25 protein-coding genes and 2 tRNA genes are annotated in these 25,229 nt (G+C 72.9%); 18 read left to right on the forward strand and 9 right to left on the reverse strand.

What is annotated here, in order from left to right:
- Nucleotides 1-25: 25 nt before the first annotated feature.
- Nucleotides 26-529 (forward strand): hypothetical protein, encoded by a 504-nt coding sequence (locus AC5WRT_RS19200; protein WP_496094960.1) that lies wholly within the window; start codon nt 26-28, stop codon nt 527-529.
- Nucleotides 530-550: 21 nt separating this feature from the next.
- Here AC5WRT_RS19200 and AC5WRT_RS19205 read toward each other — a convergent pair whose 3' ends face one another.
- Together AC5WRT_RS19205 and AC5WRT_RS19210 are read right to left on the reverse strand one after the other, a co-directional pair.
- Nucleotides 551-1,438 (reverse strand): spermidine synthase, encoded by an 888-nt coding sequence (locus tag AC5WRT_RS19205; protein ID WP_496100434.1) that lies wholly within the window; start codon nt 1,436-1,438, stop codon nt 551-553.
- A 79-nt stretch (nt 1,439-1,517) separates the two neighbouring features.
- Nucleotides 1,518-1,928 (reverse strand): hypothetical protein, encoded by a 411-nt coding sequence (locus AC5WRT_RS19210; RefSeq protein WP_496094958.1) that lies wholly within the window; start codon nt 1,926-1,928, stop codon nt 1,518-1,520.
- A 266-nt stretch (nt 1,929-2,194) separates the two neighbouring features.
- Between AC5WRT_RS19210 and AC5WRT_RS19215 the strand changes: the two genes are divergently transcribed.
- A complete protein-coding gene (locus AC5WRT_RS19215; RefSeq protein ID WP_496100435.1) occupies nt 2,195-3,655 on the forward strand; it encodes an NsdA family TPR-like regulatory protein in 1,461 nt (486 codons plus the stop codon).
- Nucleotides 3,656-3,661: 6 nt separating this feature from the next.
- Here AC5WRT_RS19215 and AC5WRT_RS19220 read toward each other — a convergent pair whose 3' ends face one another.
- Entirely contained in the window at nt 3,662-4,258 is a 597-nt protein-coding gene (locus AC5WRT_RS19220) for a histidine phosphatase family protein (RefSeq protein ID WP_496094956.1), read from the reverse strand.
- 223 nt (nt 4,259-4,481) lie between these two features.
- Here AC5WRT_RS19220 and AC5WRT_RS19225 point away from each other — a divergent pair, with 223 nt between their 5' ends.
- The 7 genes from AC5WRT_RS19225 to AC5WRT_RS19255 all read left to right on the forward strand — a co-directional run bounded on the left by AC5WRT_RS19225 (nt 4,482) and on the right by AC5WRT_RS19255 (nt 10,754).
- Nucleotides 4,482-5,426: a phosphatase PAP2 family protein gene (locus tag AC5WRT_RS19225; RefSeq protein WP_496094955.1), complete on the forward strand. Its 945-nt coding sequence runs from the start codon at nt 4,482-4,484 to the stop codon at nt 5,424-5,426.
- Entirely contained in the window at nt 5,323-6,573 is a 1,251-nt protein-coding gene (locus tag AC5WRT_RS19230; RefSeq protein ID WP_496094954.1) for a hypothetical protein, read from the forward strand. Before AC5WRT_RS19225 ends, AC5WRT_RS19230 begins: the two co-directional genes overlap by 104 nt.
- Nucleotides 6,564-8,162 carry a hypothetical protein gene (locus AC5WRT_RS19235; RefSeq protein ID WP_496094953.1) on the forward strand — a complete coding sequence of 533 codons (1,599 nt, stop codon included), beginning with the start codon at nt 6,564-6,566 and terminating at the stop codon, nt 8,160-8,162. Before AC5WRT_RS19230 ends, AC5WRT_RS19235 begins: the two co-directional genes overlap by 10 nt.
- A complete protein-coding gene (locus AC5WRT_RS19240; RefSeq protein ID WP_496094952.1) occupies nt 8,159-9,496 on the forward strand; it encodes an AAA domain-containing protein in 1,338 nt (445 codons plus the stop codon). The genes AC5WRT_RS19235 and AC5WRT_RS19240 overlap by 4 nt, the downstream gene beginning before the upstream one ends.
- A gap of 118 nt (nt 9,497-9,614) precedes the next feature.
- Nucleotides 9,615-9,983 (forward strand): DUF8844 domain-containing protein, encoded by a 369-nt coding sequence (locus tag AC5WRT_RS19245; protein WP_496100436.1) that lies wholly within the window; start codon nt 9,615-9,617, stop codon nt 9,981-9,983.
- A gap of 137 nt (nt 9,984-10,120) precedes the next feature.
- Entirely contained in the window at nt 10,121-10,690 is a 570-nt protein-coding gene (locus AC5WRT_RS19250; RefSeq protein WP_496094950.1) for a bifunctional DNA primase/polymerase, read from the forward strand.
- A tRNA-Lys gene (locus tag AC5WRT_RS19255) sits at nt 10,681-10,754 on the forward strand. The genes AC5WRT_RS19250 and AC5WRT_RS19255 overlap by 10 nt, the downstream gene beginning before the upstream one ends.
- A gap of 181 nt (nt 10,755-10,935) precedes the next feature.
- On the opposite strand, the gene AC5WRT_RS19260 is transcribed toward AC5WRT_RS19255, so the two are convergent.
- Nucleotides 10,936-12,225, reverse strand: a complete 1,290-nt coding sequence (locus tag AC5WRT_RS19260; RefSeq protein WP_496094949.1) for a M6 family metalloprotease domain-containing protein — start codon at nt 12,223-12,225, stop codon at nt 10,936-10,938.
- Between the two features lie 291 nt (nt 12,226-12,516).
- Between AC5WRT_RS19260 and AC5WRT_RS19265 the strand changes: the two genes are divergently transcribed.
- Nucleotides 12,517-14,313, forward strand: coding sequence for a putative bifunctional diguanylate cyclase/phosphodiesterase (locus AC5WRT_RS19265; protein ID WP_496094948.1), 1,797 nt, complete (start codon nt 12,517-12,519; stop codon nt 14,311-14,313).
- Nucleotides 14,314-14,367: 54 nt separating this feature from the next.
- On the opposite strand, the gene AC5WRT_RS19270 is transcribed toward AC5WRT_RS19265, so the two are convergent.
- The 3 genes from AC5WRT_RS19270 to AC5WRT_RS19280 all read right to left on the reverse strand — a co-directional run bounded on the left by AC5WRT_RS19270 (nt 14,368) and on the right by AC5WRT_RS19280 (nt 17,096).
- A complete protein-coding gene (locus tag AC5WRT_RS19270) occupies nt 14,368-15,465 on the reverse strand; it encodes an LLM class flavin-dependent oxidoreductase (protein ID WP_496094947.1) in 1,098 nt (365 codons plus the stop codon).
- 81 nt (nt 15,466-15,546) lie between these two features.
- A complete protein-coding gene (locus AC5WRT_RS19275; RefSeq protein ID WP_496094946.1) occupies nt 15,547-16,278 on the reverse strand; it encodes a maleate cis-trans isomerase family protein in 732 nt (243 codons plus the stop codon).
- Nucleotides 16,275-17,096 (reverse strand): maleate cis-trans isomerase family protein, encoded by an 822-nt coding sequence (locus tag AC5WRT_RS19280; RefSeq protein WP_496100437.1) that lies wholly within the window; start codon nt 17,094-17,096, stop codon nt 16,275-16,277. Before AC5WRT_RS19280 ends, AC5WRT_RS19275 begins: the two co-directional genes overlap by 4 nt.
- Nucleotides 17,097-17,243: 147 nt before the next feature.
- Here AC5WRT_RS19280 and AC5WRT_RS19285 point away from each other — a divergent pair, with 147 nt between their 5' ends.
- Nucleotides 17,244-18,194: a D-2-hydroxyacid dehydrogenase gene (locus AC5WRT_RS19285; protein ID WP_496094944.1), complete on the forward strand. Its 951-nt coding sequence runs from the start codon at nt 17,244-17,246 to the stop codon at nt 18,192-18,194.
- Between the two features lie 35 nt (nt 18,195-18,229).
- The gene (locus AC5WRT_RS19290) at nt 18,230-19,651 is read left to right on the forward strand and encodes an amidase (RefSeq protein ID WP_496100438.1); all 1,422 of its coding nucleotides are present in this window, start codon (nt 18,230-18,232) and stop codon (nt 19,649-19,651) included.
- Between the two features lie 4 nt (nt 19,652-19,655).
- On the opposite strand, the gene AC5WRT_RS19295 is transcribed toward AC5WRT_RS19290, so the two are convergent.
- The gene (locus AC5WRT_RS19295; protein WP_496100439.1) at nt 19,656-20,150 is read right to left on the reverse strand and encodes a DUF3830 family protein; all 495 of its coding nucleotides are present in this window, start codon (nt 20,148-20,150) and stop codon (nt 19,656-19,658) included.
- A 47-nt stretch (nt 20,151-20,197) separates the two neighbouring features.
- On the opposite strand from AC5WRT_RS19295, the gene ehuB reads away from it, so the two are divergent.
- The 6 genes from ehuB (at nt 20,198) to AC5WRT_RS19325 (ending at nt 24,585) form a co-directional block, all read left to right on the forward strand.
- The gene (gene ehuB, locus AC5WRT_RS19300) at nt 20,198-21,115 is read left to right on the forward strand and encodes an ectoine/hydroxyectoine ABC transporter substrate-binding protein EhuB (protein ID WP_496094941.1); all 918 of its coding nucleotides are present in this window, start codon (nt 20,198-20,200) and stop codon (nt 21,113-21,115) included.
- Nucleotides 21,112-21,831 (forward strand): ectoine/hydroxyectoine ABC transporter permease subunit EhuC, encoded by a 720-nt coding sequence (ehuC, locus tag AC5WRT_RS19305; RefSeq protein ID WP_496094940.1) that lies wholly within the window; start codon nt 21,112-21,114, stop codon nt 21,829-21,831. Before ehuB ends, ehuC begins: the two co-directional genes overlap by 4 nt.
- Nucleotides 21,828-22,478 (forward strand): ectoine/hydroxyectoine ABC transporter permease subunit EhuD, encoded by a 651-nt coding sequence (gene ehuD, locus AC5WRT_RS19310; RefSeq protein WP_496100440.1) that lies wholly within the window; start codon nt 21,828-21,830, stop codon nt 22,476-22,478. The genes ehuC and ehuD overlap by 4 nt, the downstream gene beginning before the upstream one ends.
- Nucleotides 22,468-23,250: an ectoine/hydroxyectoine ABC transporter ATP-binding protein EhuA gene (gene ehuA, locus AC5WRT_RS19315; protein WP_496094938.1), complete on the forward strand. Its 783-nt coding sequence runs from the start codon at nt 22,468-22,470 to the stop codon at nt 23,248-23,250. Before ehuD ends, ehuA begins: the two co-directional genes overlap by 11 nt.
- 207 nt (nt 23,251-23,457) lie before the next feature.
- Nucleotides 23,458-24,216 (forward strand): IclR family transcriptional regulator, encoded by a 759-nt coding sequence (locus AC5WRT_RS19320; RefSeq protein WP_496094937.1) that lies wholly within the window; start codon nt 23,458-23,460, stop codon nt 24,214-24,216.
- A gap of 295 nt (nt 24,217-24,511) precedes the next feature.
- Nucleotides 24,512-24,585 (forward strand) — tRNA-Lys (locus AC5WRT_RS19325).
- 139 nt (nt 24,586-24,724) lie between these two features.
- On the opposite strand, the gene AC5WRT_RS19330 is transcribed toward AC5WRT_RS19325, so the two are convergent.
- Nucleotides 24,725-25,192: a DUF3592 domain-containing protein gene (locus AC5WRT_RS19330; protein WP_496094936.1), complete on the reverse strand. Its 468-nt coding sequence runs from the start codon at nt 25,190-25,192 to the stop codon at nt 24,725-24,727.
- Nucleotides 25,193-25,229 lie beyond the last annotated feature (37 nt).

The following is a 25,229-nucleotide window of genomic DNA, read 5'->3' on the forward strand; positions in this document are numbered from 1 at the left end:
TGTCCTTGAGGCAGTATGGCCCGCGATGCGCAGAGGACTCGTACACGTACTGGCGTGGCTGCTCGCGACGGGAGCGGCGGTCACGCTGTCGTGGTGGGGTGTGCACACGGTGATGGCCGGGACGGCGTACGACCCTCCGCGCGCCCTGCCGGTCACGGCCGCCGACGCGACGGCCCAGGGCTCCCAGGCCCTGCCCTCGCCGGCGCCCGACCGATCCCCGTGGCGGCAGCCGTCGAGGAGACCCACGGCACCGGCAGCGACCCCCACGCGGCCCTCGGGACCCGCGTCCTCCGCCTCCGCGCCGTCCGGCCGGGTCAAGTCGTACGACACCGACGGCGGCCGGGCGGTGTTCGATCTGGGTGCGACCGACGCGACACTCGTCTCGGCGACCCCGGGGGCCGGCTGGTCGATGCAGGTGTGGAAGACGGAGACCTGGATCCGGGTGGAGTTCACCCGGGGCACGGACCGGGTGTCGGTGTTCTGCACGTGGCACGACGGGCCGCCGCATGTGGAGATCGGGAACTACTGAGCCCCCACGGCGAGAGCCGGATCACCGGAACACCGACGGCGGCGGGGCCGGGGAGGCCACCGCCGCCGCGTCCGTCACGGGGGCCGCGCCGCCCGTGAAGTCCGTGAGCGGCTTGCCGTGTTCGACCCGGGCCGGGTGCGGGTCGGAGGCGGCGCGGCGGGTGAGTTCGGGCAGCGGGAGCGGGACGTCGGAGGCGACCAGGACGGCGTTGCCGAAGCGCTTGCTGCCCAGCACGGCGGAATCGGCGATCAGCGCGATGTCGCCGAACCGGGCGGCGGCGGTGGCGATCTGGCCGCGCAGATGAGCCAGCGGCGGGCCGTCGGCGAGGTTGGCGGCGTAGACCCCGGACGGCTTCAGAGCGCGGCGGACCTCGTCCAGGAACTCGGTGGAGGTCAGGTGGGCCGGGGTGCGGGCGCCGCTGAAGACGTCCGCTATGACCAGGTCCGCCCAGCCGTCCGGCACCTTTGCCAGGCCCTCGCGGGCGTCCGCCGACCGCACCCGGATCCGGGCGCCTGGGTCCAACGGGAGTTCGCGGCGGACCAGTTGCACCAGGCCCGCGTCCCGCTCGACGACCTGCTGGGTGGACCGGGGCCGGGTCGCGGCGGTGTACCGGGCGAGGGTGAGGGCGCCACCGCCGAGGTGCACGGCGTGCACGGGCCTGCCGGGCGGGGCGATGAGGTCGATGACATGGCCGAGGCGGCGCTGGTACTCGAAGGACAGATACCCGGGGTCGTCCAGGTCGACGTGCGACTGGGGCGCGCCGTCGATCAGCAGGATCCAGGCCCGGCTGCGGTCGGGGTCGGGGACGAGTTGTGCGAGTCCGCCGTCGACCGCCTCCACGACGGCCTCGGCGGCGGCCGACCCGCGTCGCGTGCGCCGCGCGTCCCGTGTGTTCCTGGACCTGCCCATCCGTCCATTTTCGCAGGCCGGCGGTTCCGGCGCCCGACCGGTCGGCCGGCGACTCCCGCGGCGGGCCCGTACGGTGCCGCTACCTGCAGTTGTCGGCGGCCTCGAGCATGCGGGCCGCCTCCCCCAGGGCCCGGCGCAGCACCGTCGGGTCGGTGGCGAGATCGGCCTCGCCGGGCGGCAGCAGCCAGTCGGAGCCCTCCACCGGCGGCCCGGGGTTCAGCCTGAGCCCGCGTCCGTCGGTCCTGGTGCAGGTGCTGCCGGGCACGTCCCAGCCGGCGGCGGTACCCGCCGGGACCAGGAAGCCGAGGGTGGCGCCGCCGTCGTGCAGCACGGGCCCCACCGCGTCACCGGCGCCGCGCCGCAGGATGTCGACCGCCTCCAGGCCCTGCCGGGCCGGTACCGTCACGAGATCGCATGCCGACGCGTCTCCCACCGTCGTGGACGGCGACGGACGACGTTCGTTGCTCCGGCGGGACTCCCCGGTCTCCATGACGGCCTCCACCACACAGCCCTGTTGCGGTCCGTGATGTCCAACGCGCGAGCACGTCAACGGATACGCCCGAAGTGTGCCGCAAAGGATGGCACTTCATGGCAGATCGTGGATGAGATATCCGGTTTGTAGCCAAACACTGCGTGGCGGGTCCCTCACAGCAGGTACGTTCATGCCCGCCGGAACCAGGGCGCCACTCGGACAACTCGTCACGAAACCGTCCCGGGTCCGGCATGGTTCGACGGTTCGCACGAGAGGACCCGGCCATGGCGTCGTCAACCGTGACCTCGTCACAGCCCGACCGGCCACCCCGGCCGAACCTCGCCTTCCGGCAACTGCGCGGCAGGCGCTCACCGGCCGAGTTCGCGGCGCTCGTACGGCGCGCCGCGCGCGAGATCGGTGAGCGGGTGAGCTGTGACGCGCGTTACGTCGGAAGGGTGGAGGCGGGTGAGATCCGCTGCCCCAACTACGCCTACGAACGGGTGTTCCTGCACATGTTCCCCGGCCGCACGCTCACCGACCTGGGCTTCGCGCCCCGCTCGTCCGTCCGTGGCCGCGCGTCCCGTACGACGGCGGACGCGGCCGGGGCGCCGGCCGCCGAGGCGCCCGGTGAGTCGCGTCGGCCCGTCGATCCGTATGACACGCAGGACCCGTGCGGCGCGCCAGAACCGCACGCGAAAGACCACCTGAACCACGAGGAGAGCGACGTGCTGCGTCGCGCATTCATGACCGGCGGAGGCGCCACGGTGGCCGCCGCCACGCTGGGCCCGCTGGGGCTCGCCACGGACGCCTCGCCGGCGGCCCGTCTCTCGCGCCGGCCCGGCAGCCCCGAGGCCGCCGCCCTGGAGGAGGCCGTCCGGCGGATCCGGCTGCTCGACGACCGGCACGGCGCGGACGGCCTCTACCGGCGCGCCGCGGCCCCGCTGCGCGCCGCCTACGCCCTGCTGGACGCCGGCGCCACCCGGCAGACCAGCGCCGACCGGCTGCACGCGGGCGCCGGTGAACTCGCCATCTCCGTGGGCTGGCTGGCGCACGACTCGGGCCGCTTCGACGACGCCCGCTCGCACTACGCGGAGGCGCTGGCCACGGCCCGCATGACCGGTGACCGGGCGCTGGAGGCGCACGCGTTCTGCAACACCGCGTTCCTGGCGCGGGACGCCGGCCGTCCCCGGGAGGCGGTGCGCGCCGCGCAGGCCGCCCAGCGCGCGGCCGCTCCGCTGGGCTCGGCGCGCCTGATGTCCCTGCTCGCACTGCGCGAGGCGGGCGGCTGGGCGGGGCTCGCCGACCGCACCGGCTGCGAACGGGCGCTCGCCCGGGCGCAGGCCCTGTTCGCCCGGGGCCGCTCCGACGCCGACCCGGAGTGGATGAGCTTCTACGGCGAGGCCGAGCTGGAGGGGCTGGAGGCGCAGTGCTGGTCCACGCTGGGCGACTGGCGGCGGGCGTCGCGGCACGCGTACCGCGCGACCGAGCTGCAGGACCCGCACTTCACCCGGAACATCGCGCTCTACACGGCGGAACTGGCCGACGACCTCGCACGTGAGGGGCGGCCGGACGAGGCGGCTGCCGCGGGCCTGCGCGTGCTGTCCCTGCTGGACCAGGTCCAGTCGTCCCGCATCCAGGGCATGCTGGCCGGCACCGCGCGCGTGCTCCTGCCGCACCGGCGGGCGTCGGGGGTGTCGGAGTTCCTGGACCGGCACGCCTCCATGCCGCGGGCGGCGCGGGCCTGACGGCCGTCAGTGCACCAGGTGCCCCAGGTCGTTCCAGCTCTCGATCGCCGGCTCGCCGTAGGCCCAGCCCAGGACCGAGAGCGAGGTGGGATTGAGGCGGATCCGCGCGGCGAAGTCCAGCGGGAGGCCCAGCCAGCGCGCGCCTATGGAGCGGAGGATGTGGCCGTGGGCGAAGACCAGGACGTCCCGGTCGGCGGAGCGGGCCCACGCCACCACCTCGTCCGCGCGCGCGGTCACCTCGGCGATGCTCTCGCCCTGCGGCACCCCGTCCCGCCAGATCAGCCATCCCGGGCACGCGGCCTGGATCTCGGCCGGGGTGAGGCCCTCGTAGGCGCCGTAGTCCCACTCCATGAGCGTCTCCCAGGTGGTGGCCCGGTCGCCGAAGCCGGCCAGTTCACAGGTCTCACGCGCGCGCACCAGCGGACTGGTGCGCACCTCCGCCCCCGGTACCCCGTCCAGCGGGGCCCGGTGCAGGCGTTCGCCGAGCAGCTTGGCTCCCCGCCGCCCCTCCTCCAGCAGCGGCACGTCGGTCCTGCCGGTGTGCTTGCCGGACAGCGACCAGTCCGTCTGTCCGTGCCGGGCCAGCAGGATGCGCGGTGCCATGGGAGACCTTTCCGGATGCGGGACGCCACACGGACGTCGTGAAAACAAGAAGACAAGAAGAGACGACTTCTCCATCATCGCGTACGCACCGTCGGGGCAACCCGGCGGGCGATCTCGGCGTCTTTGTGTGCCGGAGGGCCCGCGTGGGCCGGATACGGACACCGTAAAGTGGCACGGTCGCCCTGCGGGCGGCGCCGTGGAGCAGAAGGGGGAGGGCGATCGGATGCCGCAGACCGAGACACCGGGCACCGAGGGGGCCCCGCGTACCCGGCTGCGCTGGTGGACCGAGCTGCCGCTGATCCTCCTGGTCTACGGCTGCTACTCGGCCGGCCGCCTCCTCGTCCGCGGTGACGTCTCCTTCGCCGTCGGCCACGGCCTGGCGCTCCTGCGCATCGAGAAATCCCTGCACCTGGGCGTCGAGCGCCCGCTCAACCGGCTGTTCACCCGCGAGCCGTGGCTCGGTGTGCCGGCCGACTTCTGGTACGCCTCGCTGCACTACCTGATCACGCCCGCCCTGCTGGTCTGGCTGTTCCGCACCCGTGCCGAGCACTACCGGCGGGCCCGCACCTGGCTGATGACGTCCACGTTCATCGGCCTGATCGGCTTCACGCTGATGCCGACCTGCCCGCCCCGGCTGCTGTCCGCCGGCCACGGTTTCGTCGACACCATGGCGCACTACAGCTCGTACGGCTGGTGGGGCGGCGACGCCAGCGCGCCGCGCGGCCTGGGCGGCATGACCAACCAGTACGCGGCCATGCCCAGCCTGCACGTCGGCTGGGCGCTGTGGTGCGGGGTGATGCTGTGGCGGCACGGCGGCACGCGCGTGGCGAAGACCCTCGGTGTGCTGTATCCGCTCGGCACCACGCTCGTGGTCATGGGGACCGCCAACCACTACCTCCTCGACGCGGTCGCGGGCGTCGCCGTGATGGGCGTCGGCTCCCTGCTCGCACCGCGCGTGACGCGGGCCGTGGACCTGCTCCGGGCCCGCCTGGTCCCGCGCACGGCACCGGTCACGCAGGGCGCGGGTTCCCCGATTGTCAGTGCCGGATGCCAGACTTCCGCGGGTGAGCGAATTCCACGGCAGCGCGAGTCGCAGCTCGACGCCGCGGCCGAACCGGACACCTCCCCCAGCGACGCGGGAGAAGGGGCTCCGGCACCGGCTCGCTGAGCTGCGCGGTCCCGACGTACCGGCCAAGGCCCTGGACGCGCGCGCCCTCGCGGCGCTCGCCGCGAACCCTGGGTGCGCACGGCGGGCGATCCTGGACGGCGCCGGGGTGGACAAGGCACGGCTGGCGAGCGCGCTGGGCGCGCCGTCCGCGTTCGGGCAGTCGCAGTTCGCGCTGACGCGCGGCAACGCGTTCGAGGCGAAGGTGAAGGCGGACGGCGGCGCGGAGCTGCTCCGGCTGGCGCATGCCCGCCTCGACCCCGGTGCCGCGCCGCCCGAGTCGGCCGCCGTGCCCGACCTGACCGCGCACGGCCCCGAGGGGCGCACGGCCCGTACGGCGCTGGCGCTGCGGGAGGCGACGCAGGCGGGCGGCTGGACCCTGCTGGACCACCCGATGCCGGCGCTGGACGTGGCCGGCTCGCTCGCCTTCCTGGAGCCGGACGCGGTGGTGGTGCACCCGGACGGCAGCTGGTCGGTGGTGGAAATCAAGTCCTTCCCGATGCTGGACGGTTCGGCGGACCCGGCGAAGGTCGGCGCGGCGGCCCGGCAGGCGGCGGTGTACGTGCTGGCCCTGGAGGAGATCGCCGCCCGACTCGATCCCGTCCCGGTCGTACGGCACCGGATCCTGCTGGTGTGCCCGAAGGACTTCTCCAACCTGCCCGCGGCATCCGCCGTCGATGTCCGCAAGCAGCGCGCGGTCACCGCCCGCCAGCTGGCCCGGCTCACCCGGATCGAGGAGATCGCCGGGTCCCTGCCCGAGGGGACGTGCTTCGCGCCCGACCGCGGCGCCGAGGAGCTGACGGCGTCCGTCGAGGCGGTCCCGGCGACGTACGCGCCGGAGTGCCTGTCCGCCTGCGAGCTGGCCTTCCACTGCCGGGAACGCTCCCGCGAGGAGGGCGCCGTCACCCGCCTGGGCCGGCCGCTGCGCGCGGAACTGGGCGGGCTGACCACGGTCGGGGACGTCCTCGCGGCGGCCCGCGGCGAGAGCGGCGACCCGGACGATCCGGCGGTCGCGACCCTGCGCCGGGCGGCGGCCCTGCGCGCCGAGGCCCTGCGGTCGGCGGACCGGGCGGCGGCCGCGGGTGCCGAGGCCCCGGAGTCCGCGGACCTGCGCGCCGAGACACCGACGGAGGTGGGCGCGTGTCGCTGATCGCCGCCCTGGCCCGGCTCGAGGCTGTCGACACCGGCCGGGCCCGGCCCGCCGCGACGGTCCGGCACCGGCATCTGTCCGCGCGCCCGCTGGTGTTGGTGCCGCTCACCACGGCCGGTGAGGCAGGCGCCCCGCTCGGCGCGCTGGTGGGCACCGACCGGGACGCGCCGCGCCTGCTGGTCGTACCGCAGCCGCGCGACCGGGATCTGCGCTTCGCCTTCCTCGCCGAGCTGGCCGACGTCGTCCTGCCGTACATCGACTCCTGCGCGCAGTCCGTGGAGGCGGCCGAGCGCACCGAGACCGACCCGGAGACCGGCAAGCGGGTCAAGGTCGAGGTGGAGCTGTGCGCGGACGCCCCCCAGCTGATCGTGCCGAGCCGCGCGGGTCTGGATCTCGTACGGCTGCTGGGCCGCTCCATGCGGTTCCGCCGCACCGCCGAGCAGGACCCGGAGGCCCCCTGTCCGGCGCCGCCCCGGGTGCCGCTGCTCGGCCGCTGGCTGACCCACTACGGCGAGCGGTCCCGGGTCCCCGGCTCCTCGCTGCTGCTGGCCCTCACCGATGTGCTGGCCCGGCACTGGGCGACCGGCCAGTCCAGCCTGGAGGACCAGCACCTGGGGGCGCTGCTCGCCTGGATCGACCCCCCGGAGGGCAGCTCCGGCGCCGAGGCGGCGCGCCGGGCGGAGCTGGGCCGCGACGCGGCCGGCCAGCTGTTGTGCCCGCCGGCCGGCCCGGCCACCGATCCGGCGTTCGACAACAAGCTGCTGGCCCCGGCCATCGAGCGCTACGACCGTGCGCGCACCGCGCTCGCCGCCGCCGAGGACGCCCCGGCCGCCGACGACCGGCTGGCCGCGCTCACGGCCGCCGAGCGGGAGATCCGCGACCTGGTGGAGAGGCGCACCCGGCCCACCTGGGACGCGCTGTGGCGGGGCCTGGACCTGCTGCGGGCGCTGCCGGAGGGCGCGCATGTCGAGGAGCGCTGGACGCGGGACCGCTGGTCCTTCACCGGCCACCGCGACCGGGTGCTGGCGGGCGAGCCCCCGCAGCCCCGCCGGGACGACGCGGTGACGGCGGCGAACAAACTGGCCACGCGCGAGCGTGAGCAGGCCCGGCTGGAGGCGCAGGAGGCGCTGGACGATCCGCTGGTGATGGCGGGGCGCAGGCTGGCCGGGGAGGCGTTCGCCGGCGAGGTCATCGATGTCGTCATGGCGTACGGCGAGGGCAAGCGGCCGAGCCCGCGCCCGCTGGTGACGGTCCGCACGGACGACCGGCCGCATCTCGCCGAGCGGGCGAAGGTGTACCGCTCGCTGAACGGCAAGCCGCAGTCGGCGGAGTTCGCCGGGTACGAGGACTCTCCGGACGGGGGCGTGCTGGTTCTGCGCGTGCTGGACAAGATGGGTCGCGGCAGGGAGCCGGAGCCCGGTTCGGTGCCGGAGAAGGGCGATCGGGTCTGCTTCACGCTCTTCGAGCACGAGCAGCGCGGCGGCGCGAAACTGCCCGGCCCCGAGGAGACACCGTGGACGCACGGCGGCCCGCCGGGTGAGCCCGCGCCGGAGGCCCCCGACACCGTGACCGAGGAGGATCTGCTGTGACGACGGTCGGCTTCGACCCCTCGGCGGCTGCCGCCCGTGCCACCGACGCGATCCTCCACGACACCCTGCACGGCACCGAGCGCGGCGTGGTCGTGGACTCCCCGCCGGGCGCCGGCAAGTCGACGCTCGTGGTGCGCGCGGCCCTCGAACTGGCCCGTGCCGGGCGCCCGTTGATGGTAGTGGCCCAGACGAACGCCCAGGTGGACGACCTGGTCCTGCGGCTCGCCGAGAAGAACCCGCAGCTGCCGGTCGGCCGTCTGCACAGCAGCGACGGCGATCCCTACGACAAGGCGCTGGACGACCTGCCGCTGGTCCGCACGTCCGCGAAGGCGGCGGATCTGAACGGCCTGCCGGTGGTCCTCTCCACGGCCGCCAAGTGGGCGCACGTGAAGGTGGACGAGCCCTGGCGGCACGCGATCGTGGACGAGGCGTACCAGATGCGCTCCGACTCCCTGCTCGCCGTGGCCGGACTGTTCGAGCGGGCGCTGTTCGTGGGCGACCCCGGGCAGCTGGATCCGTTCGCGATCGTCGGCAGCGAGCAGTGGGCGGGCCTGTCGTACGATCCGTCGGCCTCCGCCGTGACCACCCTGCTGGCCCACAATCCGGCCCTCCCCCAGCACCGCCTGCCGGTCTCCTGGCGCCTGCCGGCCTCCGCGGCCCCCCTGGTCTCGGACGCCTTCTATCCCTACACGCCCTTCCGCAGCGGCACCGGCCACGGCGACCGCCGCCTCACCTTCGCCGTGCCCTCCGACGGCTCCGGCCCGGACCGGGTGATCGACGAGGCCGCGGAGTCGGGCTGGGGCCTGCTGGAGCTGCCGGCCCGGCACACCCCACGCACGGATCCGGAGGCGGTGCGGGCGGTGGCCACGGTCGTGCGCCGACTGCTGGACCGGGGCGGCGAGGCGGTCTCCGAGCGCTCGGACGATCCCGTTGCGGTGACCGCCGACCGCGTCGCCGTCGGCACGGCGCACCGCGACCAGGCGGCGGCGGTGCGTGCGGCACTCGCCGAGCTGGGCGTGGCGGACGTCACCGTGGACACCGCGAACCGTCTGCAGGGCCGGGAGTACGACGTCACGGTCGTCCTGCACCCGCTCTCCGGCCGCCCCGACGCCACCGCCTTCCACCTGGAGACCGGCCGCCTGTGCGTCCTGGCCTCCCGGCACCGGCACGCGTGCATCGTGGTCTGCCGCGCCGGTGTCGGCGACCTCCTGGACGCCTACCCCTCCACGGAACCGGTCCAGCTGGGCACGCTGGTGAAGTTCCCGGACGGCTGGGAGGCGAACCACGCGGTGCTGGCGCACCTGGCGGAACACCGGGTGGGCTGGCGGCCGTGACGGGCCGGTGGAGCGGCGGTGGACCTCGGCCCGACGGCCTCTTGCGGGGGCGCGGGACAATGGACGGTGGCCCACCTGAAGGCGGTGCCCAGCGAACCGTACGAGGAGGAGACCCGACATGGCGGAGCACACGCCGCGTCGCAACGAACCGCGGCTACGCCCCGCGCCTTTGATCTTCGAGCCCGCGGAAGCGGCCGCCGATCCCGAGCACTTCTTCGACCTGGAGTCGATCGAGGATCCGCGGGCGCTGCTGGCCCGGGCCACGGAGCTGACCCAGGCGTTCCGTGCGGCCGCCGACCGGGCCGTGGAGTTCCAGGCCATCGCGGCGGCGCAGCTCGCCGACCCGCGCCGATTCGACCGGCTGACCCCGGCGGACATCGCCGAGCGGGCGGAGTGGACCGAGGACTACGCGAAGAAGATGGTCGAGTTCGGTCGGGACCTGATGCGGGGCGACACCGAGGGGCGGACGTCCCCCGATCCGGTGTGAATCCACCCCCGGGGTCTCCGTGGAGTAACCCGTCCGGCATATGCCAGTCGGGCAAGATACTCCTCCCCCGCCTCTCATGTCCCGGATTTCGGCAACTCAGAAGAACGGTCTGCTCACCCCCGGTATATCTGGATGTCATGAGCAGCGCACCGAACGTGACCCGAGTCACCTCCGACGGCGTCGACTGGCTCGCCTCGGCCGCGACGTACCCGCGCAGCACACTCGGCCTCTGGGAGGAGCGCCCGGACGCCCCGGTGGTCCTGCCCTGCGGCACCGCCTTCGACGTGGTGAGCGCCCCGGCGATCTTCGGCCGCCGGATGCTGGACCGGTTGTGGGACGACGGCCCCGGCTCGGGACCGGTCGCGGTGTTCCGGGGCCGCATGCTGCTGTTCACCGCGCCGGGCACGGCGCAGCGGCTGCCCTCGCTGCTGGCGTGGGAGGAATGGGGCTCGAACCGTACGGAGGCGGTGCCGCCGCTGCTGTGCCACGGCACCGGAGACGCGGTGACCGTCCCGGCGCCGGCCGGGTGCGACGCCCCCGGCGACTCGCGCTGGCTGGTCGCCCCGGACACGCGTCACCCCTGGCTGCCGGGGCCGGAGGTGATCCTCTGGGCAGCCGTCCGAGCGGCCCGCGAGGCCGTGCGCATATCGATTTTTCCTCCCGCCGACCAGGATGCTAAGGTCTACGACGTCAGCAGGCGCCGCTAGCTCAGTTGGTTAGAGCAGCTGACTCTTAATCAGCGGGTCCGGGGTTCGAGTCCCTGGCGGCGCACGATGACGATGGCGAGGCCGGTCCGCGGGAAGCGCGGACCGGCCTCGCCATCTCTGTTCTTGCGCGGCTTCGCCGCGCGTCGTGGGGGCTCCGCCACCCACACCCCCGCCCCGCTGGACCCGGCGAGCGCCGGCCAGACGACGCCGGAGGCGCGCCGGTGCCTCGGTCGTCGGCCGGGAGGTCAGGCGCCCACCCCGGGGGTGATGCGTACCGTCCAGGCTCCCGAAGGGGTTCTGTCCTCCACCTCGACCTTCACGCCCGTCCCGGGCACGGTGAACGTCTCGCCGAGGGCCACCGGGGCGTCGGCGAGGGCCGGGTAGACCGAGGTCTCCCAGCAGGCCTCGGTGTGCGGGTGGGCGTCGACGACCTCGATGGGGCCGCCGCCGGACTCCGCCCCGCTTCTGATCCGGTACACCAGCACCCCCTGCCGGCAGGCCGCCCGGTCGTTGCCGGCCGTACCGCGCGCCTCGAAGCCCAGGGTGCTGTCGGGGCCGGTGCGCACCAGCGCGAGCTTCACCCCGTACCCGAGCCCGAAGGCCGGCGCGCCCGCCGCGCCCTGCACCGGGATGCCGGGCCCCGCCTCCAGGGGTTCCAGGGTCAGCCGGGTCGGGCCCGCGCCGCGCACGCACACCACCTGGCGCGGATCCAGCCAGCCCAGCTTCCACTTGTGCCAGGCCAGGAGATCCGGTGCGAGCCCGAACTGGCTGCCCATCAGGTCCCAGTCGCCGACGTACGTGTCCCAGTCGCCCTTGCCGTCGGCCGGGCGGTGATAGAGGTCGGGCAGGTCGAACACATGCCCGGTCTCATGGGCGAGGACGAGGCGGTCCGGCGGATGCTTCTCGAACACGGTGACGACCCGGCGGACGTCCGTGCCGTCCACATGGACGGGCGTGTCCAGGTTGACGACCTTCGTGGCGTCGGAGTCGACACCGGGCGCGTCAGGGTCGGCGACGAAGTACACGACCTGGTAGCGGGAGAAGTCGACCTCCTTGTCGGCCACCGCGAACGCGTCGTGCAGATAGGCGGCCCGGTCGTCCGCGCCCCAGTCCCGCTTCACGGCGTACGCCGTGGACGGCCTCGGCATGCGCAGCCAGTGCGTCAACGGGTGCGGGCGCAGGGTGAGGCGACCGTAGGAGGCCTGTCGGTAGTAGCGGCTGGTGGCCGGGAAGTGGTCGGCCGTCAGCTCGGCGGGGGTGGTGCGCGGGGTGGCGTCCGGGAACGACAGGAACACCAGCACGGCGTCGATCGTGCCGGTCGGGCGGCTGTAGTCGGGGTTCCAGGAATCCACGCCCTCGGAGTGGTGCGCAGCGGTCCGGTGCAGGGCGCACGGGGTCGTGGAGTAGGGCTCGGCGCTCGCCGGGCCGGAGAGGATCGACGTCGCGGCGAGAGCCGACAGCGTGGTGCACACGGCGGCGGTGCTGCGCAGCTTGGGCACGGCCTGACCTCCGGACGCGGTTCTCGGACCTCTCATCCAGATTGATGGCGTTCATTGCGATTTGCCCTGTTCGTCTGCCCCACAAGGGTGAGCGCGCCACGCGCACGCACCGGCGCGCTCCGGCGCTCGACACCCAAAAACACTCACGGAACGTCACAACTGGTCGGGGGCCCGAAGAACCCGCCCAGGTGCGGGCAGAAACGATCTGTCAGAAACTGTGCTCCGTCCGGGACACTGGCGAGTGGCTGGAAGGGCTCGGGGCCAGCCTCTATGATCGGCACACTTTCCGGCACGGACTTCAGATCGAGTGCACTGCGGGAGCGAGCGGTGAGCGGAACGTCCGAAGGGCCGACGCCCGCGGCAGACCTCGACCGGTCAGCCGTCACACACAGTGACCACACCACCTACCACCGTGTCTTCGCGGCGTCCCCGCTCGCCATGGCCGTCGTGGACCGCGCCGGGCTCGTCGCCGACGCCAACGCGGCCTTCGGCGAGCTGCTCGGCACCGCTCCGGACACGCTGACCGGCCGGGTCGCCGCCGACCTGGTCGACCTGGCCTCGGACGCCCGCAGCTGGCACGCCTACCGCGAGGTCCTGCGCGGCCGGCAGGCGAAGCTGCGCTGCACCCGCCGGCTCAAGCACCCCGAGGGGCACTCGCTGTGGGTGCAGGTGACCGTGGCCCCGCTGAGCGGCGAGAACGGCGTCCTGCTCTCGGTCGCCGACATCAGCGCCCGCCGTGAACTCCAGGCGCGCCTACGGCACTTGCAGATGCACGACCCCGTGACCCGGCTGCCCAACCGCACGCTGTTCTTCGAGCGGCTGACGGGCGCGCTGGAGGCGGAGTCGTACGAGCGCAGCGGCACCGGGCGGATCGGGCTGTGCTATCTGGATCTCGACGGCTTCAAGGCGGTCAACGACACCCTCGGCCACCGGGTCGGGGACCGGCTGCTCGCGGCGGTCGCCGAGCGCCTGACCCGGGTGGCCGACGAGGCGGGGTACGCTCGTGCCGCGACGCCCCTGGTGGCCCGGCTGGGCGGCGACGAGTTCGCGCTGCTCGTGGAGGACTCCACCGGCACCGAACAACTCGCCGACCTCGCCGAGTCGGCGCTCAAGGCGCTGGAGGAACCCTTCGACCTGGGCGGCCAGCGGCTGTCGTTGACCGCGTCCATCGGTGTCGTCGAACGCCATGCCGCCGGTACGACCGCCACCGGCCTGATGCAGGCGGCGGATACGACGCTGTACTGGGCGAAGGCCGACGGCAAGGCCCGCTGGACCCTGTTCGACCCCGAGCGCAACGCCCACCGGATGACCCGTCAGGCCCTCGCCTCCACCCTGCGCCCGGCCATCGAGCGCGGCGAGTTCACCCTCGAGTACCAGCCGCTGGTCGGCATGGAGGACGGACGCCTGGCCGGGGTGGAGGCGTTGGTCCGCTGGAACCATCCTCAGTTCGGCACACTGACGCCGAATCGGTTCATCGGACTGGCCGAGGAGGACGGCTCGATCGTCCAGCTGGGCCGCTGGGCGCTCGCCACCGCCTGCCACCAGGCTCGCCGCTGGCAGTTGGACCACCCCGAGGAGGCGCCGATCTTCGTCAGCGTCAACGTGGCCGTACGGCAGGTGTGGGACTCGGATCTGGTGGCCGATGTGGCGCAGACCCTCGCCGAGACCGGACTCGCCCCGCATCTCTTGCAGTTGGAGCTGACCGAGTCGGCGGTGATGGGCTCGGCAGGACGCCCGCTCCAGACCCTGCAGGCCCTCAGCGACATGGGTGTGCGCATCGCCATCGACGACTTCGGCACCGGCTACTCCAACCTCGCCTACCTCAGCCGCCTGCCGGTCTCCACGCTGAAGCTGGACGGCTCCTTCGTCCGGGGATTCCAGTACGAGGAGGCGGCCAAGGGGGTCGTGCCGAACCCCGCCGACGAGGTCGTCGTCGAGGCGATGATCCAGCTCGCCCACCGGCTCGGCATCACCGTCACCGCCGAGTGCGTGGAGACCTCCGCGCAGGCCACCCGGCTGCGCCGCATCGGCTGCGACACCGGCCAGGGGTGGCTGTACTCCCGTCCGGTGCCGCCGGATCGTATCTCCGAACTCCTCACCACGAAGGCCTGCCCCCGGCCCTGACCGCGCCGAGGACGGCGACCGCGGCCCGGCTGCCCGCGAGCGGTCCGGGCCGGCTCAGGCGTCCGGCATGCCGTAGGCGTCCGCGATCAACTCGTAGGAACGAAGCCGGAGTTCACCGCGGTGGGCGTGGGAGACGAGCATCAGCTCGTCGGCGCCGGTGCGCTTGTGCAGGTCGTCCAGGCCGGAGCGGACCTCGTCGGCCGTGCCGTGCACGATGTTCGACGTCCAGGAGGTGATGAACTCCTCCTCCATGGGGCTGAACTCGTGCTTCTCGGCCTCGTCCGGGTGGGGGAAGAGGCCGGGCCGGCCGGTGCGCAACCGGAGCATGTTCAGGGCCGTCGCCCGGGTCTGCCTGCGGGCCTCGCGCGCGTCGTCGGTGGCGAGGGCGGAGACGCCGATCAGGGCGTACGGCTGGTCGAGGACCGCGGAAGGGCGGAAGGTCTGCCGGTACAGGTCCAGGGCCGGGATGGTGTTCTGCGCGGAGAAGTGGTGCGCGAAGGCGAACGGCAGGCCCAGCATGCCGGCGAGGCGCGCGCTGAAGCCGGAGGAGCCGAGCAGCCAGATCGGCGGGCGGTGCGGGGACTGGACGCCGCCGGGGGTGCTGCCCTGCACGGGGCCGGGGATCGCGTGGACACGGCGGTACGGGTGGCCGTCGGGGAAGTCGTCGTCCAGGAAGCCGATGAGTTCGGCGAGCTGCTGCGGGAAGTCGTCGGCGCCCTCGTTCAGGGTGTCGGTGCGGCGCAGGGCGGCGGCGGCGGCACCGTCCGTGCCGGGGGCGCGGCCGAGGCCGAGATCGACCCGGCCCGGTGCCATGGCCTCCAGCGTGCCGAACTGCTCGGCGATCACCAGGGGGGCGTGGTTGGGCAGCATGACGCCGCCCGAACCGAGCCGGATGCGCTCGGTGCGGGCGGCGAGGTGGGCGAGGATCACGGCGGGCGAGGAGGAGGCGACACCGGGCATCGAGTGGTGCTCGGCGACCCAGTAGCGGTGGAAGCCGCGCGCCTCGGCGAACCGGGACAGCTCCACGCTCGTGCGCAGCGCGTCGGTCGCGGTACTGCCCGCGCCGACGGTCACCAGGTCCAGTACGGAGAGGGGGACGGGGGCGGTCCCGTGCGTCGTGCCCCGGATCTCGTCTGCCTCGGCTGCGGACACGGTGTGGGCCTCCTGGGTGTGGCGTGGGCTGTCCTGCACCCTCCTAACAGGAGGCAGTCCCCGGTTGTTCCCCGGCGGGGCTCACACCTGCACGATCGGTTCCCTCGTGAACAGCGCCCCCAGCGTCGGCGCGTTCACCCGGCGGTCGGCGAGCCGGAGCCCCTCCCACACCGACACCTGGTTGGCCGTGAGCACCGGCTTGGACAGCGCCTTCTCCAGCAGCTGGAGGTGCGCGGCCGTGTGCAGGGCGGTGTCCGGGAGCAGGACCGCCTCGGCGTCCGGCGCGTCGGCCGCCCGCGCCAGCGTCAGCACGTCCTCCTCACCCCAGGTGCCGACCTCGGCGGCCGTGATGACCCCCGAGGAGCGTGTCCCGGTGACCTCCAGTCCGCCGGCCCGCAGGAACTCCTCGAACAGCGCGGTGATGTCCTCCGGGTAGGTCGCCCCGATCGCGACCCGCCGCACGCGGAGCTCCCGGGCCGCGTGCACGAAGCCGAACGACGTCGAGGACGCCGGCATCCCGGCCAGCCGGGCGAGGGTGCGCACCTGCTCCTGGGCCCCCGCCCAGCCGTGCACGAAGCCGCCGCTGGTGCACGCCCACACCACCGTCTCGACGCCGGCCAGCCGCAGCGCCTCCATGCCCGCCGCGAGCCGCTCGGCGGAGCCCATCTCGCGAAGCGCCGCCACCCGGTGCGCGTCCTCGCCGATGTCGGTGTGGACGACGTCCACCCGGATGTCGCTGCCGAGGAGCTGCTCGATGCGCGGATAGTCGTCCTCGGCCGAGTGGCCCGGGTAGAGGAATCCGAGTGCGGTCATGTCCAGCCTTCCTGCGTCTCTTCGGGCAGTACGGGAGGCCAGGCGCGTGCCGCTTCTCCCCCACAGCCGTCAAGGGCGTCGGAGACATCCCCGAGCAGCGCCTGGTAGGGCCCTACGGCCCGGGTACCCATCCGGCGCAGCGCAGCCCACATTGTGACCTGGTTCGCGGAGAGCACGGGGATGCGCAGCTCGGCCTCCAGCTGGGGGATCACGTCGTACGTCGGCAGGTTGGTGCAGGCGATGAACAGGGCGTCGGCGGTGCCGGGGCGGACCGCCTGCCGGGCCATGGCGACGACGTCCCGGTACGGCACCTTCCAGATGTGCCGGGTCAGCCCCATGAAGGCGCACCCGGTGACCTGGACGCCTGCCTCGGCGACGAAGTCCTCCAGTGCCCGGGTCACCGACACCGTGTACGGCGTGACCAGCCCGACCCGCCGTATCCGCAGTTCCTCGAGTGCCTCCAGCAGCGCGCCGGAGGTCGTCACCGAGGGCGGCGCGCCCGCCAGGGTCATCGCCGCGCGCATCGCCCGCTCCCCGGCGACGCCGCCGACGAAGCTGCCGGAGGTGCAGGCATAGGCGACGGTCTCGGGCGCGACGGCGGTCAGGGCACGCACGGCATCGCCGAGGGTCTCGTGCTCGCTCACCAGCCGGGCCAGATCCAGGCTCACCTCGACCGGCACGAACGGGGTCCGGGTCAGATGCAGCGACACCTCGTCGGGCACCCAGCGCCACAGCTCACGGTCGAGTGCGAAGTCGAAGGGGGCCACCACGCCGACCCCGCGCTGGGGGCGGGGGCCGCCGAGAAAGGAGACGTCCATGGCTGCCACCCTCAGGCTGGGAGACGAGCGGGCAACGGTTTGCGGATGCGCCCGTGTTGACGAAGGTAGGTTCGGGTGCGAGCGTGGTCAATCCGCGCATATGTCCGCTCTTCATCCCCGCATGTCAGACGGTCGGAGCCGCCCCGTATGACGACCCTTCCCACCCTCCTCGTGCTGGACGCCGACCCGCCGCCCCGGCTCGGCAGGCTCACCGGGCGCGCCCGCATCGTGCACACGGACGCGGCGCATCTGGCCGAGCGGCTGCCGCAGGCGGACGTGCTGCTGGTGTGGGACTTCACGTCGCACGCGGTGCGCGAGGCGTGGCCGGGGGACGGGCCCCGGCCGGTGTGGGTGCACACGGCGAGCGCGGGCGTGGACCATCTGATGGGCCCGGAGCTGGCCGCCTCCGACACGGTGGTGACGAACGCGCGCGGGATCTTCGACCAGCCGATCGCCGAGTACGTCGCGGCCCTGGTGCTGGCGGCCGCCAAGGACCTGCCGCGCACGCTGGAACTCCAGCGGGAGCGGACCTGGCGGCACCGGGAGGGCCGGCGGGTGGCGGGCACGCGCGCGTGCGTGGTCGGCTCGGGTCCGATCGGCCGGGCGATCGTCCGCACGCTGAAGGCGCTCGGCATCACGACGGCGCTGGTCGGGCGGGTGCCGCGGACCGGCGTCCACGGCCCGGGCGACCTGGACCGGCTGATCTCCCGCGCGGACTGGGTGATCGCGGCGGCGCCGCTCACCGAGGAGACGTACGGCATGTTCGACGCCCACCGCTTCGGCGTGATGCAGCCCTCGGCGTTCTTCGTCAACGTCGGCCGCGGCCCGCTCGTCGACGAGGAGGCCCTCGCCCGCGCCCTGACCCGGCGCTGGATCGCGGGCGCGGCCCTGGACGTCTTCACCACCGAACCGCTGCCCGCCGACAGCCCGCTGTGGGGGCTGCCGGGGCTGATCGTCTCCCCGCACATGAGCGGGGACACGGTCGGCTGGCGGGACGAACTGGGCGAGCAGTTCGTGGAGTTGTACGAGCGGTGGGCGACGGGAAGATCACTGGTGAACGTGGTCGACAAGAAGCGGGGATACGTCCCCGGTCACTGACCTCTCGATCGGCCTCCCGGCCTCTTGGAGGGTGCATGCAGCTCACCGACCTGACCGCCGTCCAGCTCCTCGACGGCTACCGCAAGGGCGAGTTCGGTCCCGTGGAGGCCACCGAGCAGGCCCTGGAGCGGGCCCGGCGGATCCAGCCGGAGGTGAACGCGTTCGTGCGCCTCACCGAGGAGGACGCTTTGGCCCGGGCGCGGGAGTCGCAGGAACGCTGGCGGTGCGGGGAGCCGGCCGGGCTGCTGGACGGCGTCCCGGTGACGGTGAAGGACATCCTCCTGCTGCGCGGCCACCCGACCCTGCGCGGCTCCCGGACGATCTCCGAGCGGGGGAGCTGGGAGGAGGACGCCCCCTCGGTGGCCCGGCTGCGCGAGCACGGCGCGGTGTTCCTGGGCAAGACGACGACCCCCGAGTTCGGCTGGAAGGGTGTGACCGACTCCCCGCTGTCGGGGATCACCCGCAACCCGCACGCCCCCGTGCGGACCGCCGGCGGCTCCAGCGGGGGCAGCGCCGCGGCCGTGGCGCTCGGCGCGGGCCCGCTGTCGCTCGGCACGGACGGCGGCGGCAGCATCCGCATCCCGGCCGCGTTCTGCGGGATCTTCGGCCTGAAGCCGACGTACGGGCGTGTGCCCCTCTACCCGGCGAGCGCCTTCGGCGCCCTCTCCCACGCGGGTCCGATGACCCGGGACGCGGCCGACGCGGCCCTGCTCCTCGACGTCATCGGCACACCGGACCCGCGCGACTGGTCGGCCCTGCCGCCCGCGCCGGGCTCCTTCACCCAGGCGCTGCGGGGCGGCGTGCACGGCCTGCGGGTCGCCTACTCCCCGACCCTCGGCGGCCAGGTCGCGGTCCGGCCGGCGGTCGCGGCGGCAGTACGGCGTACGGTGGCGCGGCTCGCCGATCTCGGCGCGTACGTCGAGGAGAGCGACCCCGACATCAGCGATCCGGTGGAGGCCTTCCACACCCTGTGGTTCAGTGGCGCGGCCCGGCTCACCGAGCGCCTCTCCCCCCGCAAACGGCAACTGCTGGACCCCGGCCTGCGGGAGATCTGCGCCCGCGGCGCCCGCTACAGCGCGCTGGACTATCTGGCCGCCGTCGACGTCCGCATGGACCTCGGCCGCCGCATGGGCCGCTTCCACGAGCGCTACGACCTGCTGGTGACCCCGACGTTGCCGCTGACGGCCTTCGAGGCGGGCCTGGAGACGCCGCACGGCTCGGCCCACCGGCGCTGGACGGGCTGGACCCCCTTCACCTACCCCTTCAACCTCACCCAGCAGCCCGCCGCCACCGTCCCGGTCGGCGCGGACGACGACGGCCTCCCGATCGGGCTGCAGCTGATCGCCGCCCGGCACCGCGACGACCTGGTACTACGGGTGGCGCACGCGCTGTACGAGGCCGGGGCGGCCGCGGCGCCGGCGGTCACCGGAGCGCCGCGGACCGAGGAGCACCGGTAGGCGCTCACGCCCGCCGGAAGCCGAGCGTCTCCCCGGCCGCCCCGCTGCGCCACAGGTCGTTGCAGGCCTCGGCCATCCGCTCCAGGCCCTCCACCACCTGGCCCCACACGATGCCCGGGACCCAGCCCACGTCGGCGTTGAGAAGCAGGTTGTTGCGTTCGTAGAAGAGGGCCAGGTCGACGACCGTGGTTCCGGGGCGGACCTCGCGGTCGTAGCCGTAGGCCTTCGTGCCGAGTTCGGTGCCGGCGAAGGAGAAGTAACAGAGGTCGCCGGGAATCGGGGTGACCGTCGGGTTCTCCAGTGGGGGTTCCGTGGAGGCGAACGGCGGGAAGAGGGCGTAGATCTCGTTGCGGGCGTATTTGGCGTGGTAGACGTCACTCCCGAGCGGGAGGGCGTCCCAGACCGCCGCGCAGGTCAGGGGCGCGCGGTCGGTCAGCAGTCGTGCCGTGCAGTGCACGTCCCGCTTGTCGAGCGAGACGGTGACGAATCGATCGGCCATGAAAACCAGGGTGCATACGACGGGTGCGCTTGGGTAGCCGCGCCGCCATGGCTCCACCAACTGGGAACGACGTACACACATTCCGATCCAGACATGGACGCACCCGGCGCTCGGTGCTCGGCGGTCTCGCGGCTCTCGGAGCACTCGGCGCGGCGGGCTGCTCGCGGGTGGCCGAGGCGTCCGGCAAGGAGGGCGGCGACCTGCTGGAGCGGCTGCGCGCGCAGGGCGTCGTACGGCTGGGGATCGCCGGCGAGGTCCCCTTCGGGTACATCGACAAGAACGGTCAGCTCACCGGTGAGGCGCCCGAGCTGGCCAAGGTGATCTTCAAGCGGCTCGGGGTGGGCCGGGTCCAGCCGGTGCCCACCGAGTTCGGCTCGCTGATACCCGGGCTCAACTCGCAGCAGTTCGACGTCGTGGCGGCCGGGATGTACGTCAACCCGGAGCGCTGCCAGCAGGTGATCTTCGCCGACCCGGACTACCAGATGCTGGATTCGTTCATCGTGCGCAAGGGGAACCCGCTCGGGTTGCACTCCTACCGGGACGTCGTCGCGAAGAAGGCGAAGTTCGCCACCGGCACCGGGTACGCCGAGATCCAGTACGCGGTCGACGCCGGGTACAAGCAGAGCGACATTCTGATCGTCCCCGACCAGGTCGCCGGGCTGAACGCCGTCGAGGCGGGCCGCGTCGACGTCTTCGCCGGTACGGCGCTCACCACCCGCGAGGTCGTGAAGAAGTCCCACAAGGCGGAGGCGACGCACCCCTTCGCGCCGCTGGTCAAGGGCAAACCGCATGTGGACGGCGGCGCGTTCGCCTTCCGGCCGACCGAGACGAGACTGCGGGACGCCTTCAACGCCGAGTTGCGCAAGCTCAAGAAGAGCGGCGAGCTGTTCCGGATCCTGCGGCCGTTCGGCTTCACCAGGGCCGAGATGACCGACCTCACCGCGAAGGAGCTGTGCGGCGGATGACCTCGGGGCTGTGGGAACTCGTACTCAAGGGTGTCTGGACCACCGTCCAGCTGCTGGTGCTGAGCGCGCTGCTGGCGGCCGCCGTGTCCTTCGTCGTCGGCATCGCCCGCACGCACCGGTTGTGGATCGTGCGCTTCCTCGCCGGCTTCTACACCGAGGTGTTCCGCGGCACCTCGGCACTGGTGATGATCTTCTGGGTGTTCTTCGTGCTGCCGGTCGCCTTCGGCTGGCAGCTGGTGCCTCTGTGGGCGGGCACGCTGGCGCTCGGCCTGACGTACGGCGCGTACGGCTCGGAGATCGTGCGCGGCGCGCTGCAGTCGGTCGACCCGGCGCAGCAGGAGGGCGGAATCGCGCTCAGCTTCTCGCCGGCCCAGCGGCTGCGGCTGATCCTGCTGCCGCAGGCGGTGCCGGAGATGATCCCGCCCTTTTGCAATCTTCTGGTCGAGCTGCTCAAGGGCACCGCGCTGGTGTCGGTGATGGGCATGGGCGATCTGACGTTCAGCGCGAACCTGGTGCGGCTGGCGTTGCAGCAGAGCGCGGAGATCTACACCTACGTGCTGCTGATCTACTTCGTGATCGCCTTCCTGATCACCCGGCTTATGCGCGACTTGGAGAAGCGGCTGAAGGACGGCGTCGGCAAGGGCGCGGGCACCGAGTCCGCGGCGCGTGAGCCGAAGCGTGCGCAGACGACCGAAGCAGGGGGGCGCGTCGCATGAAGTGGGACTGGAACGCCGTGAGCGGCTTCATGCCGCACTTCTGGGACGGGCTGCTGGTCACCCTGGAGGCCCTGGCCCTCGGTTCCCTGCTGTCCTTCAGCCTGGGTCTGGTGTGGACGCTGCTGATGCGGACGCCGACCCGGTGGGTGCGCTGGCCGGTCGGGGTGCTCACGGAGTTCGTGCGCAACACCCCGCTGCTGGTGCAGCTGTTCTTCCTGTTCTACGTGCTGCCCGAGTGGGGCGTCACCTTCTCCGCGCTGACCACGGGTGTCTTCGCGATCGGCCTGCACTACTCGACGTACACCATGCAGGTCTACCGGGCCGGCATCGAGGCCGTCCCGGCCGGCCAGTGGGAGGCGGCGACGGCGCTGAACCTGCCCCGGCGCCGGACCTGGACCGCGGTGATCCTGCCGCAGGCGATCCGCCGGGTGGTGCCCGCCCTCGGCAACTACGTGATCTCCATGCTGAAGGACACGCCGATGCTGATGACGATCACGGTGCTGGAGATGCTCGGCCAGGCGCGGCTCTACTCCCAGCAGCACTTCCAGTTCACCGAGCCGGTCACCGTGATCGGAGTCGCCTTCATCCTCATCTCCTACCTGGCCTCCCTTCTCCTGCGAGCCCTGGAGCGTCGCCTTGTCCGTTGAGCCCCGTCCACAGCCCTCACTCGCCGACGCCGGGCCGACCGAGCTGGTCCGCCTGGAGAACGTCACCAAGCGGTTCGGCGCGAACACCGTGCTCGACCGGCTGAACTTCTCCGTCGACGCCGGAAAGCACGTCACCCTGATCGGTCCCTCGGGGTCCGGCAAGACCACGATCCTCAGACTCCTGATGACCCTCACCACCCCGGACGAGGGCACGGTCACCGTCGACGGCGAGCAGCTGTTCCCGGCGCCGGAGAAGCAGGTCCGGGAGGTCCGCAAGAAGATCGGCATGGTCTTCCAGCAGTTCAACCTGTTCCCGAACATGAGCGTGCTGCGGAACATCACCGAGGCGCCGGTGCAGGTCCTCGGCATGTCCAGGGACGAGGCCGAGGAGCGCGCCCGGGAGCTGCTGGAACTGGTCGGGCTCACCGACAAGTGCGACGTGAAGCCGACCCGGCTGTCCGGCGGACAGCAGCAGCGGGTGGCGATCGCCCGTGCCCTGGCGATGCGGCCGCGGGTGCTGCTGCTGGACGAGGTGACCTCCGCGCTCGACCCCGAGCTGGTCGCGGGCGTGCTCGACCTGCTCAGGGACATCGCCCGCAGCACCGACATCACGATGCTGTGCGTGACCCACGAGATGGGCTTCGCCCGGGACATCTCCGACCAGGTGCTGATGTTCGACGGCGGCCGGGTGATCGAGTCAGGTTCCCCGGACAAGATCTTCAACGAGCCGGAGCAGGAGCGGACCCGGGAATTCCTCAGCGCGGTGCTGTGACTGCGGGGCGTGGCCCGGGAAGATGCCGAGGTCCGACTGCTGGGTCATGACTTTGGCATGTGCCAGAGGGTCTGCGTCGCAGTTGGGAGGGGACTGGCGGGCGAAACAATCTCGCCAACCCCCTCTCCCGGCACCGGGTTTGCCCGTTATCGTGGGACCGCAGGACCGACCGTACGGCCCAGTAAGCGAGCGCAGGGGGAGACCACCGTGGCGCTGATGCACGAGCCGACCGCCCCGTACCACTCCGCCCAGGACGCGCTGCGCGTGCTGGAGATCGTCGCCCGCCGCTCCATCGGTGCCACCGACGCCGAACTGGCCCGCCGCACCGGCCTCGGCCTTGAGCGGCTGTCCGCCCTGCTGCGCATGCTGCGCCGCGAGGGCTATGTGGAGCAGATCGCCGGTGGGGCGTACGTCACCGGGGACACCCTGCGTCGGCTCACCTCCGCGCACGACCGGGAGCGGGCGGTCCGCGAGAAGCTCCAGCACACTCTGGACCGGCTGCGCGACTCGGTCGGCGCCGCGGTCTACATGAGCCGGTACGTCGACGGCGAGGTCAAGGTCACCCAGTACGCGGCCGGCCCCACCACCCCGGCGGTCAACGAGTGGGTCGACTTCCGCACCGCCGCGCACGCGACGGCGGTCGGCAAGAGCCTGCTCACCCAGCTCGACCACAACGCCCGCCGCGACCACCTCTCCCGGCACAAGATGGCCCGCCTCACCTCGCGCACCATCACCAGCGACAAGCTGCTGCTGTCCCGCCTCGAGTCCCAGCCGCCGACGGTCCCGGTCCTGGACCTCCAGGAGTACGCGATCGGCACGGTCTGCGCGGCGGTCCCGATCACGGCCGGTTCCTCGGTGGGCTGCCTGGCGCTGTCGCTGCCCGTGGAGCACGCGCACCGGCTGAAGCAGGCGGCGGACGCGCTCAACCGGAGCGCCGCCCCGGTGCTGCTGTCCCTCACGATCTAGGGCGTGTTTCAGGCAACGTTCGCCCCGTCGCGACCCCGGCACGCTCCCCCACTGCCTCAAGGGCGTGGGAGGTGCCCCCACTCGCCGCACCGGGCACAAACCCACGTACATCCAGTACGAGGGCTTGCACCCGGCACGCCGACAGCACGCACCGGACGCCGCTCCTCGACGGGCAAACGTTGCCTGCCGCGGCACTAGGTCTTCCGGGGGTGGTCATGAGCACCCCTCGGGACCAGGTAGTATTTTCTTCGTCGCCGGACGCGGAAGCGAGAAGTCCGCGGAGGGCGGGAGTCATGCGCCGCTAGCTCAGTTGGTTAGAGCAGCTGACTCTTAATCAGCGGGTCCGGGGTTCGAGTCCCTGGCGGCGCACGATGACGATGGCGAGGCATGTCCGCGGAAAGCGCGGACATGCCTCGCCATCTCTGTTTCCGCGCTGCTTCGCCGCGCGTCGTGGGGGCTTCGCCATCCACCCCCCGAGCCCCCGTGAAGCGGTGCCGGGCGGGAACCACTACGGCACGAGGCCGCCCGCCTCCGTGAACATCATGTGGGCGGTCACGAGGAAGACGACGCAGAAGGCGATGGCCGCGCCGCAGAAGGCCACCCCGAAGCCGGTACCGACGGCGAGCCGGGCGCGGGCGGGCGGCAGCGCGGTGGCCCGCTCCGGCCGCCCGGGCAGGTACCGCACGGTGACGAGGTCGCCCTCCAGGACGGTGGCGGGCCCGTCCTTCTCCTCGAACCGGACCCTGCGGCCCTCGTGAGTGGTGAACTCGTGGACGTGGTGCACGGTCGTGCGCACCGAGGTGTCCCCGCCGCCCCCACTGGTCGTCGTGAACATCCTCAGGCACCGGCCCTCGGCGGTCAGCCCGTGCGACCAGGTCCTGCCGATCCGCCAGGCACGGCGCAGCAGCCCGATCGAAGCCGCTCCGAAGCCCGCGATCACGAGGGTGGGTACGGCGTAGAAGAACAGCTCGAACATGAGGTCCCCCCGAGGTCCGGTACGCCGTGCCCCTCGG

It is taken from the genome of Streptomyces sp. NTD91, from assembly GCF_059510455.1.

Excerpts from the sequence above, each read along its gene's own strand:
- ehuD (WP_496100440.1), top strand. The coding sequence starts at position 21,828 with ATGAAGTGGGACTGGAACGCCGTGAGCGGCTTCATGCCGCACTTCTGG.
- AC5WRT_RS19275 (WP_496094946.1), bottom strand. The coding sequence starts at position 16,278 with ATGACCGCACTCGGATTCCTCTACCCGGGCCACTCGGCCGAGGACGAC.
- AC5WRT_RS19260 (WP_496094949.1), bottom strand. The coding sequence starts at position 12,225 with ATGAGAGGTCCGAGAACCGCGTCCGGAGGTCAGGCCGTGCCCAAGCTG.
- AC5WRT_RS19210 (WP_496094958.1), bottom strand. The coding sequence starts at position 1,928 with ATGGAGACCGGGGAGTCCCGCCGGAGCAACGAACGTCGTCCGTCGCCG.
- ehuB (WP_496094941.1), top strand. The coding sequence starts at position 20,198 with ATGGCTCCACCAACTGGGAACGACGTACACACATTCCGATCCAGACAT.
- AC5WRT_RS19245 (WP_496100436.1), top strand. The coding sequence starts at position 9,615 with ATGGCGGAGCACACGCCGCGTCGCAACGAACCGCGGCTACGCCCCGCG.
- AC5WRT_RS19225 (WP_496094955.1), top strand. The coding sequence starts at position 4,482 with ATGCCGCAGACCGAGACACCGGGCACCGAGGGGGCCCCGCGTACCCGG.
- AC5WRT_RS19250 (WP_496094950.1), top strand. The coding sequence starts at position 10,121 with ATGAGCAGCGCACCGAACGTGACCCGAGTCACCTCCGACGGCGTCGAC.
- ehuC (WP_496094940.1), top strand. The coding sequence starts at position 21,112 with ATGACCTCGGGGCTGTGGGAACTCGTACTCAAGGGTGTCTGGACCACC.
- AC5WRT_RS19330 (WP_496094936.1), bottom strand. The coding sequence starts at position 25,192 with ATGTTCGAGCTGTTCTTCTACGCCGTACCCACCCTCGTGATCGCGGGC.
- AC5WRT_RS19215 (WP_496100435.1), top strand. The coding sequence starts at position 2,195 with ATGGCGTCGTCAACCGTGACCTCGTCACAGCCCGACCGGCCACCCCGG.
- AC5WRT_RS19200 (WP_496094960.1), top strand. The coding sequence starts at position 26 with ATGCGCAGAGGACTCGTACACGTACTGGCGTGGCTGCTCGCGACGGGA.
- AC5WRT_RS19205 (WP_496100434.1), bottom strand. The coding sequence starts at position 1,438 with ATGGGCAGGTCCAGGAACACACGGGACGCGCGGCGCACGCGACGCGGG.
- AC5WRT_RS19285 (WP_496094944.1), top strand. The coding sequence starts at position 17,244 with ATGACGACCCTTCCCACCCTCCTCGTGCTGGACGCCGACCCGCCGCCC.
- AC5WRT_RS19290 (WP_496100438.1), top strand. The coding sequence starts at position 18,230 with ATGCAGCTCACCGACCTGACCGCCGTCCAGCTCCTCGACGGCTACCGC.
- AC5WRT_RS19295 (WP_496100439.1), bottom strand. The coding sequence starts at position 20,150 with ATGGCCGATCGATTCGTCACCGTCTCGCTCGACAAGCGGGACGTGCAC.
- AC5WRT_RS19280 (WP_496100437.1), bottom strand. The coding sequence starts at position 17,096 with ATGGACGTCTCCTTTCTCGGCGGCCCCCGCCCCCAGCGCGGGGTCGGC.
- AC5WRT_RS19220 (WP_496094956.1), bottom strand. The coding sequence starts at position 4,258 with ATGGCACCGCGCATCCTGCTGGCCCGGCACGGACAGACGGACTGGTCG.